The sequence below is a fragment of the Lactobacillus sp. wkB10 genome (assembly GCF_000760615.1).
Classification (GTDB): Bacteria; Bacillota; Bacilli; order Lactobacillales; family Lactobacillaceae; genus Lactobacillus; species Lactobacillus huangpiensis.
In genome coordinates, this window is record NZ_JRJB01000008.1 from 94,194 (window position 1) to 108,013 (window position 13,820).

25 protein-coding genes are annotated in these 13,820 nt (G+C 38.6%); all 25 read right to left on the bottom strand.

Annotated elements, in window-relative coordinates:
- The 25 genes from secY to rpsL all read right to left on the bottom strand — a co-directional run bounded on the left by secY (position 1) and on the right by rpsL (position 13,744).
- A complete protein-coding gene (secY, locus tag LACWKB10_RS06865; protein WP_034980412.1) occupies positions 1–1,296 on the bottom strand; it encodes a preprotein translocase subunit SecY in 1,296 nt (431 codons plus the stop codon).
- Complete coding sequence (gene rplO, locus LACWKB10_RS06870) at positions 1,296–1,736, bottom strand: 50S ribosomal protein L15 (protein WP_034980414.1); 441 nt, start codon at positions 1,734–1,736, stop codon at positions 1,296–1,298. Before rplO ends, secY begins: the two co-directional genes overlap by 1 nt.
- Before the next feature lie 23 nt (positions 1,737–1,759).
- Entirely contained in the window at positions 1,760–1,945 is a 186-nt protein-coding gene (gene rpmD, locus LACWKB10_RS06875) for a 50S ribosomal protein L30 (RefSeq protein WP_034980417.1), read from the bottom strand.
- Between the two features lie 13 nt (positions 1,946–1,958).
- Positions 1,959–2,465: a 30S ribosomal protein S5 gene (gene rpsE / locus LACWKB10_RS06880; RefSeq protein WP_034980420.1), complete on the bottom strand. Its 507-nt coding sequence runs from the start codon at positions 2,463–2,465 to the stop codon at positions 1,959–1,961.
- 16 nt (positions 2,466–2,481) lie between these two features.
- Positions 2,482–2,841, bottom strand: a complete 360-nt coding sequence (gene rplR / locus LACWKB10_RS06885; protein ID WP_034980422.1) for a 50S ribosomal protein L18 — start codon at positions 2,839–2,841, stop codon at positions 2,482–2,484.
- Positions 2,842–2,865: 24 nt separating this feature from the next.
- Positions 2,866–3,396, bottom strand: coding sequence for a 50S ribosomal protein L6 (rplF, locus tag LACWKB10_RS06890; RefSeq protein WP_034980425.1), 531 nt, complete (start codon positions 3,394–3,396; stop codon positions 2,866–2,868).
- 24 nt (positions 3,397–3,420) lie between these two features.
- Positions 3,421–3,819: a 30S ribosomal protein S8 gene (rpsH, locus tag LACWKB10_RS06895; RefSeq protein WP_034980428.1), complete on the bottom strand. Its 399-nt coding sequence runs from the start codon at positions 3,817–3,819 to the stop codon at positions 3,421–3,423.
- A 22-nt stretch (positions 3,820–3,841) separates the two neighbouring features.
- Positions 3,842–4,027 carry a type Z 30S ribosomal protein S14 gene (locus tag LACWKB10_RS06900; protein ID WP_034980430.1) on the bottom strand — a complete coding sequence of 62 codons (186 nt, stop codon included), beginning with the start codon at positions 4,025–4,027 and terminating at the stop codon, positions 3,842–3,844.
- 12 nt (positions 4,028–4,039) lie between these two features.
- The gene (gene rplE / locus LACWKB10_RS06905; RefSeq protein WP_034980431.1) at positions 4,040–4,582 is read right to left on the bottom strand and encodes a 50S ribosomal protein L5; all 543 of its coding nucleotides are present in this window, start codon (positions 4,580–4,582) and stop codon (positions 4,040–4,042) included.
- 17 nt (positions 4,583–4,599) lie between these two features.
- A complete protein-coding gene (gene rplX, locus LACWKB10_RS06910; protein ID WP_034980434.1) occupies positions 4,600–4,860 on the bottom strand; it encodes a 50S ribosomal protein L24 in 261 nt (86 codons plus the stop codon).
- Positions 4,861–4,876: 16 nt separating this feature from the next.
- The gene (rplN, locus tag LACWKB10_RS06915) at positions 4,877–5,245 is read right to left on the bottom strand and encodes a 50S ribosomal protein L14 (RefSeq protein ID WP_034980437.1); all 369 of its coding nucleotides are present in this window, start codon (positions 5,243–5,245) and stop codon (positions 4,877–4,879) included.
- A 32-nt stretch (positions 5,246–5,277) separates the two neighbouring features.
- Entirely contained in the window at positions 5,278–5,544 is a 267-nt protein-coding gene (gene rpsQ / locus LACWKB10_RS06920; protein ID WP_034980439.1) for a 30S ribosomal protein S17, read from the bottom strand.
- Between the two features lie 18 nt (positions 5,545–5,562).
- Positions 5,563–5,760, bottom strand: coding sequence for a 50S ribosomal protein L29 (gene rpmC / locus LACWKB10_RS06925; RefSeq protein WP_034980443.1), 198 nt, complete (start codon positions 5,758–5,760; stop codon positions 5,563–5,565).
- A complete protein-coding gene (gene rplP, locus LACWKB10_RS06930; protein ID WP_034980447.1) occupies positions 5,750–6,190 on the bottom strand; it encodes a 50S ribosomal protein L16 in 441 nt (146 codons plus the stop codon). The genes rpmC and rplP overlap by 11 nt, the downstream gene beginning before the upstream one ends.
- A complete protein-coding gene (rpsC, locus tag LACWKB10_RS06935; RefSeq protein WP_034980450.1) occupies positions 6,190–6,861 on the bottom strand; it encodes a 30S ribosomal protein S3 in 672 nt (223 codons plus the stop codon). Before rpsC ends, rplP begins: the two co-directional genes overlap by 1 nt.
- 13 nt (positions 6,862–6,874) lie before the next feature.
- Positions 6,875–7,228 carry a 50S ribosomal protein L22 gene (gene rplV / locus LACWKB10_RS06940; RefSeq protein ID WP_034980453.1) on the bottom strand — a complete coding sequence of 118 codons (354 nt, stop codon included), beginning with the start codon at positions 7,226–7,228 and terminating at the stop codon, positions 6,875–6,877.
- 19 nt (positions 7,229–7,247) lie between these two features.
- The gene (rpsS, locus tag LACWKB10_RS06945; protein WP_034980456.1) at positions 7,248–7,529 is read right to left on the bottom strand and encodes a 30S ribosomal protein S19; all 282 of its coding nucleotides are present in this window, start codon (positions 7,527–7,529) and stop codon (positions 7,248–7,250) included.
- Positions 7,530–7,547: 18 nt separating this feature from the next.
- The gene (gene rplB / locus LACWKB10_RS06950) at positions 7,548–8,384 is read right to left on the bottom strand and encodes a 50S ribosomal protein L2 (RefSeq protein ID WP_034980459.1); all 837 of its coding nucleotides are present in this window, start codon (positions 8,382–8,384) and stop codon (positions 7,548–7,550) included.
- Positions 8,385–8,399: 15 nt separating this feature from the next.
- Entirely contained in the window at positions 8,400–8,711 is a 312-nt protein-coding gene (gene rplW / locus LACWKB10_RS06955; protein ID WP_034980462.1) for a 50S ribosomal protein L23, read from the bottom strand.
- Positions 8,708–9,340 carry a 50S ribosomal protein L4 gene (gene rplD / locus LACWKB10_RS06960; RefSeq protein ID WP_034980465.1) on the bottom strand — a complete coding sequence of 211 codons (633 nt, stop codon included), beginning with the start codon at positions 9,338–9,340 and terminating at the stop codon, positions 8,708–8,710. Before rplD ends, rplW begins: the two co-directional genes overlap by 4 nt.
- 14 nt (positions 9,341–9,354) lie before the next feature.
- Positions 9,355–9,984: a 50S ribosomal protein L3 gene (rplC, locus tag LACWKB10_RS06965; protein ID WP_034980468.1), complete on the bottom strand. Its 630-nt coding sequence runs from the start codon at positions 9,982–9,984 to the stop codon at positions 9,355–9,357.
- Between the two features lie 24 nt (positions 9,985–10,008).
- The gene (gene rpsJ, locus LACWKB10_RS06970) at positions 10,009–10,317 is read right to left on the bottom strand and encodes a 30S ribosomal protein S10 (protein WP_034980470.1); all 309 of its coding nucleotides are present in this window, start codon (positions 10,315–10,317) and stop codon (positions 10,009–10,011) included.
- Between the two features lie 416 nt (positions 10,318–10,733).
- Positions 10,734–12,827 carry an elongation factor G gene (gene fusA, locus LACWKB10_RS06975; protein ID WP_034980473.1) on the bottom strand — a complete coding sequence of 698 codons (2,094 nt, stop codon included), beginning with the start codon at positions 12,825–12,827 and terminating at the stop codon, positions 10,734–10,736.
- Positions 12,828–12,851: 24 nt separating this feature from the next.
- The gene (rpsG, locus tag LACWKB10_RS06980; RefSeq protein WP_034980476.1) at positions 12,852–13,322 is read right to left on the bottom strand and encodes a 30S ribosomal protein S7; all 471 of its coding nucleotides are present in this window, start codon (positions 13,320–13,322) and stop codon (positions 12,852–12,854) included.
- Between the two features lie 14 nt (positions 13,323–13,336).
- The gene (gene rpsL, locus LACWKB10_RS06985) at positions 13,337–13,744 is read right to left on the bottom strand and encodes a 30S ribosomal protein S12 (RefSeq protein WP_034980479.1); all 408 of its coding nucleotides are present in this window, start codon (positions 13,742–13,744) and stop codon (positions 13,337–13,339) included.
- Positions 13,745–13,820: the final 76 nt, after the last annotated feature.

The following is a 13,820-nucleotide window of genomic DNA, read 5'->3' on the forward strand; positions in this document are numbered from 1 at the left end:
CTATCTGATGAATCCAACGTATTCTCTCTTCATTAACAATCCGTTAATTTGACGAGATAGTTCCAAGACGACACCAATAACGATTAAAAGACTGGTACCGCCTAATCCAATTGAACTTGGTAAATCCCAAAAATTAGTAGCAAGTTGTGGCAGTAATGCTACAAGTCCTAAAAATACAGAACCTACAGTTGATAATCTAATTAAGACCTTTGATACGTAATCTTGTGTATCTTTGCCGGGCCAAACACTCGGAATGTACGCACCTTGTTTTTGCAAATTCTTAGCCAGCTTCTCAGGATTAACCTGAACAAAAGCATAGAAGAACGTAAACAAGATGATTAAAACTGTATAGATTATGACTCCCGGTGTAGTTTGCATACTAAATATGTTGGTCATTATTTTATACCATTGTTGGTCACCCTGAGATTTCTGAAAGGCCATCAAAATTGTTGCCGGTGTAATAATAAATGAACTAGCAAAAATGACTGGAATAACGCCAGAAACGTTAACCTTTAATGGCAAAAAACTTTCAGAGCCACTAATAGTTGCCCGTCTTGTGTATTGTATTGGAATCCGGCGATCTGCCTGTTCTACCCATGTAACTAATTGGGTTACGATAAGTATTGCAATGATAATCGCGATGAAGAACAAAATCCCTTGCCAACGATCACTAGCATTATTATTGATAACTCCATCTTTATAAAGTTGCCACAAGCCACGGGGTAACCGAGCTATAATACCAGCAAAAATAATTACTGAAACTCCGTTGCCTAAACCTTTATCAGTAATTTCATCACCAAGCCAAGTCAAAAGCATCGTTCCTGCTGTCATAATTATTGCAATTTCAATGTATGTTTGAGGAGTCTGATTTTTAACTAAACCCATTTGAGTTAATGCGTTAAAACCAAGTGTAATTCCCAAACTTTGAATAAAAGCCACAAATAAAGCAAGCCATCTGGTTACTTGATTAGTTTTGCGACGTCCAACCTCACCTTGTTTACCCCACTCTACCAACGTAGGTACAATATCCATCTGCAACAATTGAATAACAATTTGTGCGGTTATATAAGGGGAAACACCTAATGAGAAAATTGAATAATTATCTAGTCCACCACCAGAAACTGTATCCAGCATTGGAACTAAACCAGTTTGTGCAACTTGAGTAATCGCTTTTGCGTTGACACCTGGAACAGTAATATTCGCTCCAATTCGGTATATCAAAAGAATAAAGAGTGTAAAATAAATTTTATTTCTTATTTCTTTATCCTTAAAGGCGTTCTTCAAGGTCGAAAACATTAGATCACCTCAACAGATCCGCCAGCAGCCTCTACTGCTTTTTTAGCAGCGGCGGAAACTTTGTTAATCTTTACGTTTAACTTAACTTTTAACTCACCTTCAGCAAGCAATTTAACGCCTGATAATTCTTTCTTTACCAAACCTTTTTCCTTGAGATTGGCAACAGTAACTTCGCTGCCCTCCTCATACTTGTTCAAGTCATCTAAGTTAATGATTGCATACTCTTTGCGGTTAACGTTCTTAAATCCACGTTTTGGCATGGTTCTGAATAATGGCATTTGACCACCTTCAAAACCTAGACGGGTATGACCGCCTTGACGAGACAATTGTCCCTTTTGGCCACGTCCAGAAGTTTTTCCAAAACCACTTGAAGTACCACGACCAACACGTTTTCTTGTATTGCGTGACCCCTCAGCAGCATGTAATTCATGAAGCTTCATTAATTTGGCACCTCCTCAATTAACTATTTATTAATTTCTTCAACTGAAATCAGGTGGGCGATTTTCATTAATGCCCCACGAGTTGCAGCATTGTCTGGTAAAGTAGCTGTACTATTGATCCTACCTAAACCAAGAGCTTTCACAACTTTTCTTTGGTCAGGCAGACGGTGTGCAGCACTTCTAATTAAAGTAACTTTTAATTCAGTCATTTATCCAGTCTCCCTAATCTAGTTCAGCGTGACGAAGCTTTTCAACATCTTCACTTGTTCTAAGTTTCTTCAATCCATCTATTGTCGCACGAACAACATTAATAGGAGTATTAGAACCAAGTGATTTAGAAGTAACATCCGCAATACCGGCCATATCCATAACGATACGAACGGCACCACCAGCAGCAACACCTGAACCAGCTGGAGCAGGTTTGATCATAATACTGCCTGAGCCATAATGACCGATTACTTCATGAGGAATAGTAGTACCAACCTTAGGAACCTTGATCATATTCTTTTTACCAGCTTCAACGGCCTTACGGATTGCTTCTGGAACTTCTTGAGCTTTACCAGTACCAAAGCCTACACGACCTTTTTTGTCGCCAACAATTACCAGAGCAGCAAATCTCATTCGTTGACCACCTTTGACAACCTTGGTGACACGATTAATTGCTACTAACTGATCTTCAATGTCGTCTTTATTTCTGCGATTATTGCGAGAATCGTTGCGGTTTGCCATGTATTTATCTCCTTTCCTAGAACTCTAATCCGTTTTCACGAGCGGCGTCTGCCAATGCTGAAATACGGCCGTGGTATAAATAACCACTTCTATCAAACACTACGCTAGTAATGTTTTTCGCTTTGGCTGCTTCGGCAATACCTTTACCAACAGCTTGAGCTTGTTCTACTTTAGTCTGATCTTTAGATACAGAATCGTCTAAAGTTGAGGCACTTGCTAGCGTTACACCCGCTACGTCATCAATTAATTGAGCGTAGATGTTTTTGTTTGAACGGAAAACGCTTAAGCGTGGGCGCTCAGCAGTACCAGAAATTTTGCTACGAATACGTTTATGACGCTTTAAGCGCAATTTGTTCTTATCTGGTTTTGAAATCACAATTTCACCTCAAAAATTTATTTACTATTTACCAGTTTTACCTTCCTTACGACGTACATATTCATCAGTATAACGAATACCCTTACCTTTATAAGGCTCTGGTGGACGTACATCGCGAATTTCAGCAGCAAATTGTCCAACATTTTGCTTAGAAATTCCTTCTACTTCAATATCAGTTGCAGAAGTAGCTTTTACTGACACACCTTCTGGTGCAGTCATTACTACAGGGTGAGAATAACCAACATTCAAAGTCAATTTGTTACCTTGTGCTGTAGCACGATAACCAACACCAATTAATTTTAATGTCTTCTTGTAACCATCAACTACACCTTCAACCATTGAAGCAAGATTGGCTCTTTCAGTTCCATGAAGTGCTTTATCACTTTCACTTGAACGAGAAAAGTTAATCTTACCATCTTCTTGTTTAAATGTAATTTTTGGATCAAAATATCTGGTTAGTTCACCCTTAGGTCCTTTAACAGTGATATTGTCACCTTTCTTAGTAACAGTGACACTATCAGGGACTTCAATTGTTTTTAAACCGATACGGCTCATTGATTGCTCTCCTTTCTGTCAGAATTACCAAACATAGGCGATAACTTCGCCACCAACATCTTTTTGTCTTGCTTCTTTATCAGTTATCACACCTGCAGAAGTAGAGACGATGGCGATACCTAAGCCATTAAGTACTTTAGGTAAATTTTCAGCGCTAACATAGTTTCTAAGACCTGGCTTAGAAATTCTCTTTAAACCCGAAATGACACGTTCTCCATCAGGACCATATTTCAAGAAAATCTTAATCATACCCTGTTTATTGTCATCGGTAACTTCGTAATCACGGATGAAGCCTTCGCGTTTCAAAATTTCTGAAATAGATTTTTTAATGTTTGATGCAGGAACTTCAACAGAATTATGTTTTGCCATGTTAGCATTTCTAATTCTAGTCAAGTAGTCTGCGATCGGATCTGTCATGACCATTTATGCTATCCTCCAATCCGTATTACCAACTAGCCTTTTTCAGGCCTGGGATTTGACCTTTGTGAGCTAAATCTTTCAAGCAAATACGGCATAAGCCAAACTTACGATAGACGGAGCGTGGACGACCACATCTCTCGCAACGTGTATATTCACGTGAAGAAAATTTAGCAGGACGATGATTTCTAATTTTTTGTGATGTCTTAGCCATTAATGTCCTCCATTATTTTGCAAACGGCATACCAAATTGACCTAGAAGCTCGCGAGCTTCTTCATCTGTATTGGCAGTAGTAACGATAACAACATCTAAACCCCTAGTTCTATTAACCTTATCAAAGTCAATCTCTGGGAAAATCAATTGTTCCTTAATACCTAAAGTGTAGTTACCACGACCATCAAATGAACGGCTTGATACACCGCGGAAGTCGCGAACACGAGGAAGTGAAACACTGATTAACTTATATAAGAAATCGTACATTCTATCTCCTCTAAGTGTTACCTTAGCACCGATAGACATACCCTCACGCAAGCGGAAATTAGCAATTGACTTTTTGGCTTTGGTAACCAATGGTTTTTGACCTGAGATTAAAGTCAATTCTTCTACAGCTTCGTCTAAGTTTTTAGCATTAGAAACAGCGTCTCCAACACCCATGTTCAAAACTATTTTTTCAATCTTTGGTACTTGCATAACTGAGCTGTAATCAAACTTTTCTTGCAATGCAGGAACAATTTTTTCTTTATATTCTTGAGCTAAATAATTTGCCATTTGTGTCCTCCCTTCTACTACTTAGTTTCTTCTTTTTTGTCATTAGTTTTGCCTTCTGACTTAGCAATGACCTTAACGTTTGATGCATGAATTGAACCTTCAGATTCAACTACACCACCATTAGCGTTAGTCTGAGAAGGTTTTTGATGTTTCTTGATCTTATTAACGCCTTTAACAACTACACGGTTTTTCTTAACGTTAACGGATAAAACAATACCTTCTTTACCTTTGTCTTTTCCGGTAATAACTTTTACTTTGTCACCAGTTTTAACAAACATCAGTGCACCTCACTTATTATAAGACTTCAGGAGCAAGAGAGACGATTTTCATAAAGTCGTGCTCACGTAGCTCACGTGCAACAGGCCCAAAGATACGAGTACCGCGTGGGCTCTTATCTGCATTGATAACTACACCAGCATTTTCATCAAATTTGATGTATGATCCGTCTTCACGACGTGCGCCTGATTTTGTTCTAACAATGACGGCCTTGACAACGTCACCTTTTTTGACAACGCCACCTGGTGTTGCTTGTTTAACAGTTGCAACCACAATATCACCAATGTTACCAGTCTTACGTCTTGATCCACCCAAGACTCTAATAACTAAAAGTTCTCTGGCACCTGAGTTATCAGCAACCTTCAAACGGGATTCATTTTGAATCACTATATAATCCTCCCCTCACTAAATCCGCAAAATTAAACAGATTTTTTAACAATTTTAACTAAACGAAAGCGCTTTGTACGAGATAATGGACGAGTTTCCATGATACGAACAGTATCGCCAACTTTAGCTTCATTTTTATCATCTTGTGCGTAGTATTTCTTTGAATATCTAATACGCTTCTTATAAACAGGGTGATTCTTATAAGTATCAACAACTACAGTGATAGTCTTGTCATTCTTATCAGAAATTACTTGGCCTTGATATACATGACGATGATTTCTTTCGATTGATTCGCTCAAGTTAATAACTCCCTTCCACTAATCTTTTTCCAATGCTTTTTCGCTAAGAATTGTTTTAATTCTAGCAATATTTTTACGAACTTTGCCTAGGCGAGCGGTATTTTCTAATTGACCCGTTGCTTGTTGAAAACGCAAATTAAAGAGTTCTTCTTTATATTGCTTTTCCTTATCTAACATTTGATCAGTGGTTAATGCTCTGATATCTTTAGCCTTCATTAGAATTGCCACCTACTTCCGAACTTTTAGTCACAAATTTACATTTAATTGGTAACTTAGTTGCAGCAAGTCTTAATGCTTCACGAGCTGTTGTTTCACTAACGCCACCAATTTCAAACATAATCTTTTCTCTCTTAACTACAGCTACCCAGCCTGCAGGTGCACCTTTACCAGAACCCATACGTACACCAACACCTTTAGCAGTGTATGACTTTTGAGGAAAAATTCTAATCCAAACCTTACCGCCACGCTTCATGTAGCGAGTCATTGCAACACGAGCAGCTTCGATTTGTTGTGTAGTAATCCAGTGAGATTCAAGGGCTTGTAATCCATATTCACCAAAGGCAATAGTTTTACCACCCTTAGCAGCACCACGCATCTTACCACGAAACTCACGACGGTGTTTTACCCTTTTTGGTACTAGAGGCATTATTTGTTTCCTCCCTTCGCAGCTTTTTCGGGCTTCTTACTTTTAGAAGGTAAGATTTCACCCCGGTTAATCCATACTTGAACACCAATTTCACCATATGTAGTGTAGGCATTTACCCAAGCATAATCAATATCAGCTCTTAAAGTTTGTAATGGAACACGACCTTCTGTGTGCCATTCTCTTCTTGCCATGTCAGCACCGTTTAAACGACCAGATGTTTGTACTCTGATTCCCTTAGCACCGGCACGCATAGTTCTTTGAGTAGCTTGACGAGTAGCACGTCTAAAAGCAATACGAGCTTCAAGTTGACTAGCGATACTTTCAGCTACCAATTTGGCATCAAGATCTGGTTTCTTGATTTCAACAATATTAACGTGGACTTGCTTCTTAGTCAAAGCATTTAATTCTTTTCTCAATGCTTCAACTTCAGAACCACCTTTACCAATTACCATACCTGGTTTAGAAGTATTTATTGATACGTTGATTCTATTAGCTGCACGTTCAATTTCAACAGTAGAAACAGAGGCATTCTTCAACTTCTTATCAATGAATTTTCTGATACGCAGGTCTTCATTTAAGGTTTCTTTGTATCCTCTGTCAGCATACCATTTAGATTCCCAGTCACGAATTACGCCGAGACGAAAACCATTTGGGTTAATTTTCTGACCCATTAATATACCTCCCTTAATCGTTCTTTTCTGACACTACTACAACTACATGACTAGTTCTCTTATTAATAGGAGAAGCCATACCTTTGGCACGTGGTCTAAATCTCTTTAAAGTTGCTCCTTCATTTACGTATGCTTCAGATACATAAAGATTGGCACTTTCAAGATCGTAATTGTGTTCTGCATTTGCAATTGCTGAGCGTAAAACTTTTTCAACGATTGGGGAAGCAGCTCTAGGTGTGAATTGCAAGATTGCCAATGCTTCAGCAACGTCTTTGCCACGAATCAAATCAACGACTAAACGTGCTTTTCTTGGAGCGATACGAACTGTTCTTGCTTCCGCCCTAGCTGAACTAACTTGTTCTGCCATTTAAGTGTTTCTCCTTTCTCTATTTTGCAGTAGCCTTGTCGTCAGATGTCTTATGTCCACGGAAAGTTCTCGTTGGAACAAATTCACCTAACTTATGACCAACCATATCCTCAGTAATATATACTGGAACATGCTTTCTACCATCGTAAACAGCTATAGTCAAACCAACAAAAGAAGGAAAAATAGTTGAACGACGTGACCAAGTTTTAATAACCTGTTTTTTATCTGTATCTGCTTGTGCATCAACTTTCTTTAATAAGGATGCATCAGCAAAAGGACCTTTTTTAATACTACGGCTCATTAAATTACCCTCCTTCTGTTATTTGCTACCTTTACGGTGACGAACAATTAGCTTCTCACTGGCTCTCTTACTATTTCTAGTCTTGATACCACGAGCTTTCTTGCCCCATGGAGTCATTGGTTGTGGACGACCTACAGGAGCTTTACCTTCACCACCACCATGTGGGTGATCGTTAGGGTTCATTACAGAACCACGAGATTGTGGACGTCTGCCTAACCAGCGACTACGTCCAGCTTTACCTAATTGAATTAATGAATGTTGTTCATTACCAACAACACCGATAGTTGCACGACAAACTGATAAAATCTTACGAACTTCACCACTTTGTAATTTAACTAAAGTATATTTACCATCATTACCCAAAACTTGAGCACTGGCCCCAGCACTTCTAACAAGCTGACCACCTTTACCAGGTCTTAATTCAATATTGTGAATTGATGTACCAGTTGGAATGTTCTTTAATGGTAAAGCGTTTCCTGGCTTAATATCTGCATTAGCACCGGATTCTACCACATCACCAACCGTTAAACCTTTAGGTGCTAAGATATAAGCCTTAATACCATCAGTATAGTGAAGAAGCGCAATGTTAGCAGTTCTGTTTGGATCGTATTCGATTGCCTTAACTACGGCTTTAGCGTTATCTTTATTGCGTTTAAAATCAATAATACGGTACTTTTGCTTATGTCCACCACCACGGTGTCTGCTAGTAATATGACCATAAGAGTTACGACCTGCAGTGTGTGATTGTGACTCAAGTAAAGTACGCTCTGGCTTGCTCTTAGTAATTTCAGCAAAGTCAGAAGTAGTCATATTACGGCGACCATTTGTGGTTGGCTTATAAATTTTAATAGCCAATTGACTGACCTCCTATTACTTATTTTCTTCTTTATTATCGTTATCGTCTTTGAAAATTTTGATGTCATTTGAATCTTCAGTTAAGGTGACGATTGCTTTACGTGTCCGAGCAGTTTTACCTGAATAACGACCAACACGCTTATCCTTACCACGGACATTCATGATATTAACTTTTTTGACCTTAACATCAAAAATTTCTTCAACAGCATCACGAACTTGAGTCTTGGTTGCAGTTAAAAGCACGTTGAAAGTGTATTTCTTATCATCCATTAAGTTCGTTGACTTTTCAGTAATGACAGGTCTTAAAATGATATCGTGTGCACTCATTTCGTCGAAGCCCCCTCAACATTCTTTTCTATCTTTTCAATAGCTTCTTTTGTCAAGATTAATTTGTCATAGTTGACAACATCTTCTACATTCAAGCCATTTGCAGTGATAACCTTAACGTTTGGCAAATTCCTAGCTGAGTATTGAATATTTTTATCTTCAGAAACAACTAAAACTTTGCCTTCAACCTTTAAGTCGTCCAAGATTGACTTAAACTCTTTTGTTTTAGGAGCTGACATAGTCAATTGATCTAAAACAATCAAATCTTTATCAATCAATTTTTGGGAAAGAACAGACTTGATAGCCAAGCGCCGTTGCTTTCTTGGCATTGAGTATGCATAAGAACGTGGAGTTGGTCCAAAAACAACACCACCACCGCGCCATTGTGGTGAACGGATAGACCCTTGACGAGCACGTCCAGTACCCTTTTGTTTCCAAGGCTTCTTACCACCACCGCGAACAGCAGATCTATTTTTAACCTTCGAGGTTCCTTGACGTCTGCCAGCTCTTTGTCTGATAATTGCGTCAAAAACTACGCTTTCATTTGGTTTAATACCAAATACTTCATCATTTAAAGTAACTTCACCAGCATCTTTGCCTTTTTGATCAATAACTTTTAAATTAGCCATTCTAGTCCTCCTTCCTATTTATTATTTTTTACAGCAGATCTAACAGTAAGCAATGAATTCTTAGCGCCAGGAACGTTGCCTTTAATTAACAAAACATTCTTATCTGCTACAACTTTTTCAATTACTAAGTTTTCAATGGTAACTTTCTTCATTCCCATGTGACCTGGCAGACGTTTGCCTTTAGGCACACGGTTAATGATTGAACCCATTGAACCAGGAATTCTATGGTATCTTGAACCGTGAGTTTCTGGTCCACGTGATTGGCCCCAACGTTTAATGTTACCTTGGTATCCATGACCTCTTGTAGTACCAGTGACGTCAACTACGTCACCTTCCTTAAATGTGTCCACAGTAACTTCTGAGCCGACTTCATAGTCCTTAAGCTCAACTCCGCGGATTTCACGTATGAAGCGCTTAGGCGAAGTCTTTGCTTTTGCAGCATGACCTTTTTCTGGTTTGTTGCTCAAAACTTCACGCTTATCTTGATATCCTAATTGAACTGCTTCGTAGCCGTCTGATTCAACTGTCTTAACTTGCATAACTACGTTAGGCGTTGCTTCAACAACTGTTACAGGCACGAGGATACCATCTTTAGTGAAGATTTGGGTCATACCAACTTTTCTTCCTAAGATTCCTTTGGTCATGATTACACCTCTTTCTTTTTAAAATTAAAGTTTAATTTCGATGTCAACACCACTTGGTAAATCAAGCTTCATTAAAGAGTCAACAGTTTTAGGTGTTGGATTTAAAATATCGATTAAACGCTTATGCGTACGAATTTCAAATTGTTCACGTGAGTCCTTGTTCATGTGTGGTGAACGCAAAACAGTGAACAATACCCTTTCTGTTGGCAATGGAACTGGACCTGAAATTTCAGCTCCAGTTCTCTTTGCAGTAGCTACAATTTTAGCAGCTGATTCATCGAGAATACCATGTTCGTATGACTTAAGTCTGATACGAATTGATTGACTTGCCATTAAATTACCTCCTCAACGTCTTCTTTAAAAGATGACTAGCTTCCACAAAAATTACCGACACAACCTCTGTGGCAATGCAGCCTGGTGTGCCGCAACCTTTTGTATCAATGCTTTACAACAAAATGTGCTTTAAGGCAGACTATGCCCTAGACACACAAAAAATAGTATAACCGTTTTAAGCTTAATTATCAAGGATTAAAGGAACTTTTTTCATCTTTTAGAATAGAAAAATACAATTTTTATACTTTTTTAAATAAAATCCTTAATTTTATGTTTAAGAAGTCTACTACAAACAGAAAAATTCTCAAATAATTTATTCAGAAACGAAATTTTTGATAAAAAAAGAGCCACTGGCTTTACCAATAGCTCGATTTTTATAGTTAATAACTTGTTTTTATATTATTAATTATTGAAAATTATTCAGCGTTACCGCCACGTTTTTTGATGATATCCTCTTGAATAGACTTAGGAGTTGGTGAGTAATGATCAAAGACCATCGTAAATGTACCACGGCCTTGAGTTGAAGAACGTAAGGTGGTAGCATAACCAAACATTTCTGCCAGAGGAACCATTGAATTCAACACTTTAGCGCCGGCACGATCTTGCATGTTATCCATTGTACCACGACGAGCAGTAATTGAACCCATTACGTCACCTAAGTAATCTTCAGGTGTGATAACTTGAACCTTCATAATAGGTTCAAGGATAACTGCACCAGCCTTAGGTGCAGCATTTCTCAATGCCAATGATGCAGCAACTTTGAAGGCAGCTTCAGAAGAGTCGACTTCGTGGTAACTACCGTCATAAAGTTTAGCTTTTACATCAATCAGTGGGTAACCTGCCAAGATGCCGTTCTTCATAGATTCTTGCAAACCAGCATCAACAGCAGGGATAAATTCACGAGGAACAACACCACCAACAATGGCGTCTTCAAATTCGTAACCTTTTCCTCTTTCATTTGGTGTAAATTCAATCCAAACGTCACCATATTGACCTTTACCACCTGATTGACGCACAAATTTACCTTGTGCTTTAGCAGGCTTAGTGAAGGTTTCACGGTAAGCAACTTGTGGTTCACCAATCTTAGCTTCAACGTGGAATTCACGCTTCATACGTTCAACCATGATTTGCAGGTGTAATTCACCCATTCCGGAAATCAAAGTTTGACCTGTTTCAGCGTTTGTTTCTGCTCTAAAGGTTGGATCCTCTTCAGTTAATTTTTGCAAAGCAACATCAAGTTTGTCACGGTCAGCTTTTGATTCTGGCTCAATTGAAACTTGAATAACCGGATCTGGAACTTCCAAACTTTCCAAAATTAATGGGTGATCAGGATCAGTTAATGAATCACCGGTAGTAGTATTCTTTAAACCGATAGCACCAGCAATATCACCGGAGAATACTTCAGAAATTTCACTTCGTGAGTTAGCATGCATTTGCAACAAACGACCAACACGTTCACGACTATTCTTAGAAGCATTCAAAACATATGAACCTGATTCAAGTGAACCAGTGTAAACACGAATATAAGTCAAACGACCAACAAATGGATCAGTAGCAATCTTAAACGCCAAAGCGGAAAATGGCTTTTCATCTCCAGCAACTAATTCAACTTCTTCACCAGTTTTTGGATCATGAGCAACATAAGGCTTAACATCTAACGGAGATGGTAAGTAATCAACAACACCATCAAGCATCATCTGTACACCCTTGTTCTTAAAAGCTGAGCCTGCAAATACAGGGAAAATCTTCAAGTCCAATGTAGCTTTACGAATAGCAGCTTTTAATTCATCAACGGAAATCTCATCACCATTAAGGTATTTTTCCATGATGTCATCATCAACATCAGCTACTTGTTCAATTAATTCGGAGCGACGTTTTTCAGCTTCTTCTTTGTATTCATCAGGAACAGGAATAGTATCCCATTTGGAGCCAAGCTTATCTTCATCATAAACATCAGCTACCATGTCAAGTAAGTCAATAACACCTTCAAAGCTTTCGGCAGAACCAATTGGCATTTGCACAGCTAGAGCATTGGCATTTAAACGTTCGTGCAAAGACTTAACAGATTTGTCAAAGTCTGCTCCAATCTTATCCATTTTGTTTACAAAAACAATTCGAGGAACACCGTAAGTTTCAGCCTGGCGCCAAACATTTTCAGTTTGAGGTTCCACACCAGCTTGAGCGTCAAGAACAGTTACGGCACCATCAAGAACACGCAAGGAACGTTCAACTTCGATAGTGAAGTCAACGTGTCCAGGGGTATCAATAATGTTAATTCTGTAATCTTTCCATTGTGCAGTAGTAGCTGCAGAAGTAATAGTGATACCACGTTCTTTTTCTTCATCCATCCAGTCCATTTGTGAATCACCCTCATGGGTTTCACCAATTTTATGGATCTTACCAGTGTAATAAAGAATACGCTCTGTTGTGGTAGTCTTACCCGCATCAATATGGGCCATAATACCAATGTTACGTGTTTTTTCTAATGGAAATTCACGCTTATTAGCCATAGATTTTTTCCTTTCCCTAAAAAATTAGAAACGATAGTGTGCAAATGCACGGTTAGCTTCAGCCATACGGTGAACATCTTCACGCTTTTTAACAGCTGAGCCAGTATTGTTTGAAGCATCAATAATTTCGTTAGCCAAGCGTTCATCCATAGTATGTTCATTACGTAAACGAGCGTAAGAAACTAACCATCTTAAACCTAAAGTAGTTCTTCTTTCAGGACGAACTTCAACTGGAATCTGATAGTTTGAACCACCAATACGGCGAGCTCTAACTTCCAAAACAGGCATAATATTATTCATAGCTTCTTCAAAAACATCAAGTGGCTCTTTGCCGGTCTTTTCTTTAACAATGTCAAAAGCATCATAAAGAATGGATGAAGCCTTAGCTCTTTTACCATCGATCATTAAGTGGTTGATCAACTTAGTTACAAGCTTTGAATTATATACTGGATCCGCTAAAATATCTCTTTTAGCTACATGTCCTTTTCTAGGCATTATTTAACTCCTCCTTAATCTTTCTTGGCACCGTATTTGGAACGTCCTTGCTTTCTGCCTTCAACACCAGCAGTATCAAGAGCACCACGAATAATATGGTAACGAACACCAGGAAGGTCCTTTACACGACCACCACGAATTAACACAACAGAGTGTTCCTGTAAATTATGGCCTTCACCTGGAATATAAGCAGTTACTTCAATCAGGTTAGAAAGACGAACACGAGCATACTTCCGCAAAGCTGAGTTTGGCTTCTTTGGTGTCATAGTGCCGACACGAGTTGCAACTCCACGCATTTGGGGCGCTGGGTTAGCTACTAATTCTTTCTTCATACTGTTGTAGCCATAGCTTAAAGCTGGTGACTTTGATTTAGTCGTCTTAGTATGACGGCCTTTTCTTACCAATTGGTTAATGGTTGGCATTAAATTTTCCTCCTAAAAAAATTCATTATTTTGTTCACACATCCAGGAGTTTCTTTTTTAAGTCCCAGATAATCAT

Coding starts and splice junctions, on each gene's coding strand:
- fusA (WP_034980473.1), bottom strand. CDS start 12,827: ATGGCTAATAAGCGTGAATTTCCATTAGAAAAAACACGTAACATTGGT.
- rpsL (WP_034980479.1), bottom strand. CDS start 13,744: ATGCCAACCATTAACCAATTGGTAAGAAAAGGCCGTCATACTAAGACG.
- LACWKB10_RS06900 (WP_034980430.1), bottom strand. CDS start 4,027: ATGGCTAAGACATCACAAAAAATTAGAAATCATCGTCCTGCTAAATTT.
- rplE (WP_034980431.1), bottom strand. CDS start 4,582: ATGGCAAATTATTTAGCTCAAGAATATAAAGAAAAAATTGTTCCTGCA.
- rplF (WP_034980425.1), bottom strand. CDS start 3,396: ATGAGCCGTATCGGTTTAAAAACAATTGAAGTCCCTGATAGTGTCACT.
- rplV (WP_034980453.1), bottom strand. CDS start 7,228: ATGGCAGAACAAGTTAGTTCAGCTAGGGCGGAAGCAAGAACAGTTCGT.
- rpsG (WP_034980476.1), bottom strand. CDS start 13,322: ATGCCTAGAAAAGGACATGTAGCTAAAAGAGATATTTTAGCGGATCCA.
- rpmD (WP_034980417.1), bottom strand. CDS start 1,945: ATGACTGAATTAAAAGTTACTTTAATTAGAAGTGCTGCACACCGTCTG.
- rpsE (WP_034980420.1), bottom strand. CDS start 2,465: ATGGCAAACCGCAACGATTCTCGCAATAATCGCAGAAATAAAGACGAC.
- rplW (WP_034980462.1), bottom strand. CDS start 8,711: ATGAGTGCACACGATATCATTTTAAGACCTGTCATTACTGAAAAGTCA.
- rpmC (WP_034980443.1), bottom strand. CDS start 5,760: ATGAAGGCTAAAGATATCAGAGCATTAACCACTGATCAAATGTTAGAT.
- rplD (WP_034980465.1), bottom strand. CDS start 9,340: ATGGCTAATTTAAAAGTTATTGATCAAAAAGGCAAAGATGCTGGTGAA.
- rplC (WP_034980468.1), bottom strand. CDS start 9,984: ATGACCAAAGGAATCTTAGGAAGAAAAGTTGGTATGACCCAAATCTTC.
- rpsJ (WP_034980470.1), bottom strand. CDS start 10,317: ATGGCAAGTCAATCAATTCGTATCAGACTTAAGTCATACGAACATGGT.
- rpsH (WP_034980428.1), bottom strand. CDS start 3,819: ATGGTCATGACAGATCCGATCGCAGACTACTTGACTAGAATTAGAAAT.
- secY (WP_034980412.1), bottom strand. CDS start 1,296: ATGTTTTCGACCTTGAAGAACGCCTTTAAGGATAAAGAAATAAGAAAT.
- rplO (WP_034980414.1), bottom strand. CDS start 1,736: ATGAAGCTTCATGAATTACATGCTGCTGAGGGGTCACGCAATACAAGA.
- rpsC (WP_034980450.1), bottom strand. CDS start 6,861: ATGGGTCAGAAAATTAACCCAAATGGTTTTCGTCTCGGCGTAATTCGT.
- rplP (WP_034980447.1), bottom strand. CDS start 6,190: ATGCCTCTAGTACCAAAAAGGGTAAAACACCGTCGTGAGTTTCGTGGT.
- rpsS (WP_034980456.1), bottom strand. CDS start 7,529: ATGAGCCGTAGTATTAAAAAAGGTCCTTTTGCTGATGCATCCTTATTA.
- rplX (WP_034980434.1), bottom strand. CDS start 4,860: ATGTTTGTTAAAACTGGTGACAAAGTAAAAGTTATTACCGGAAAAGAC.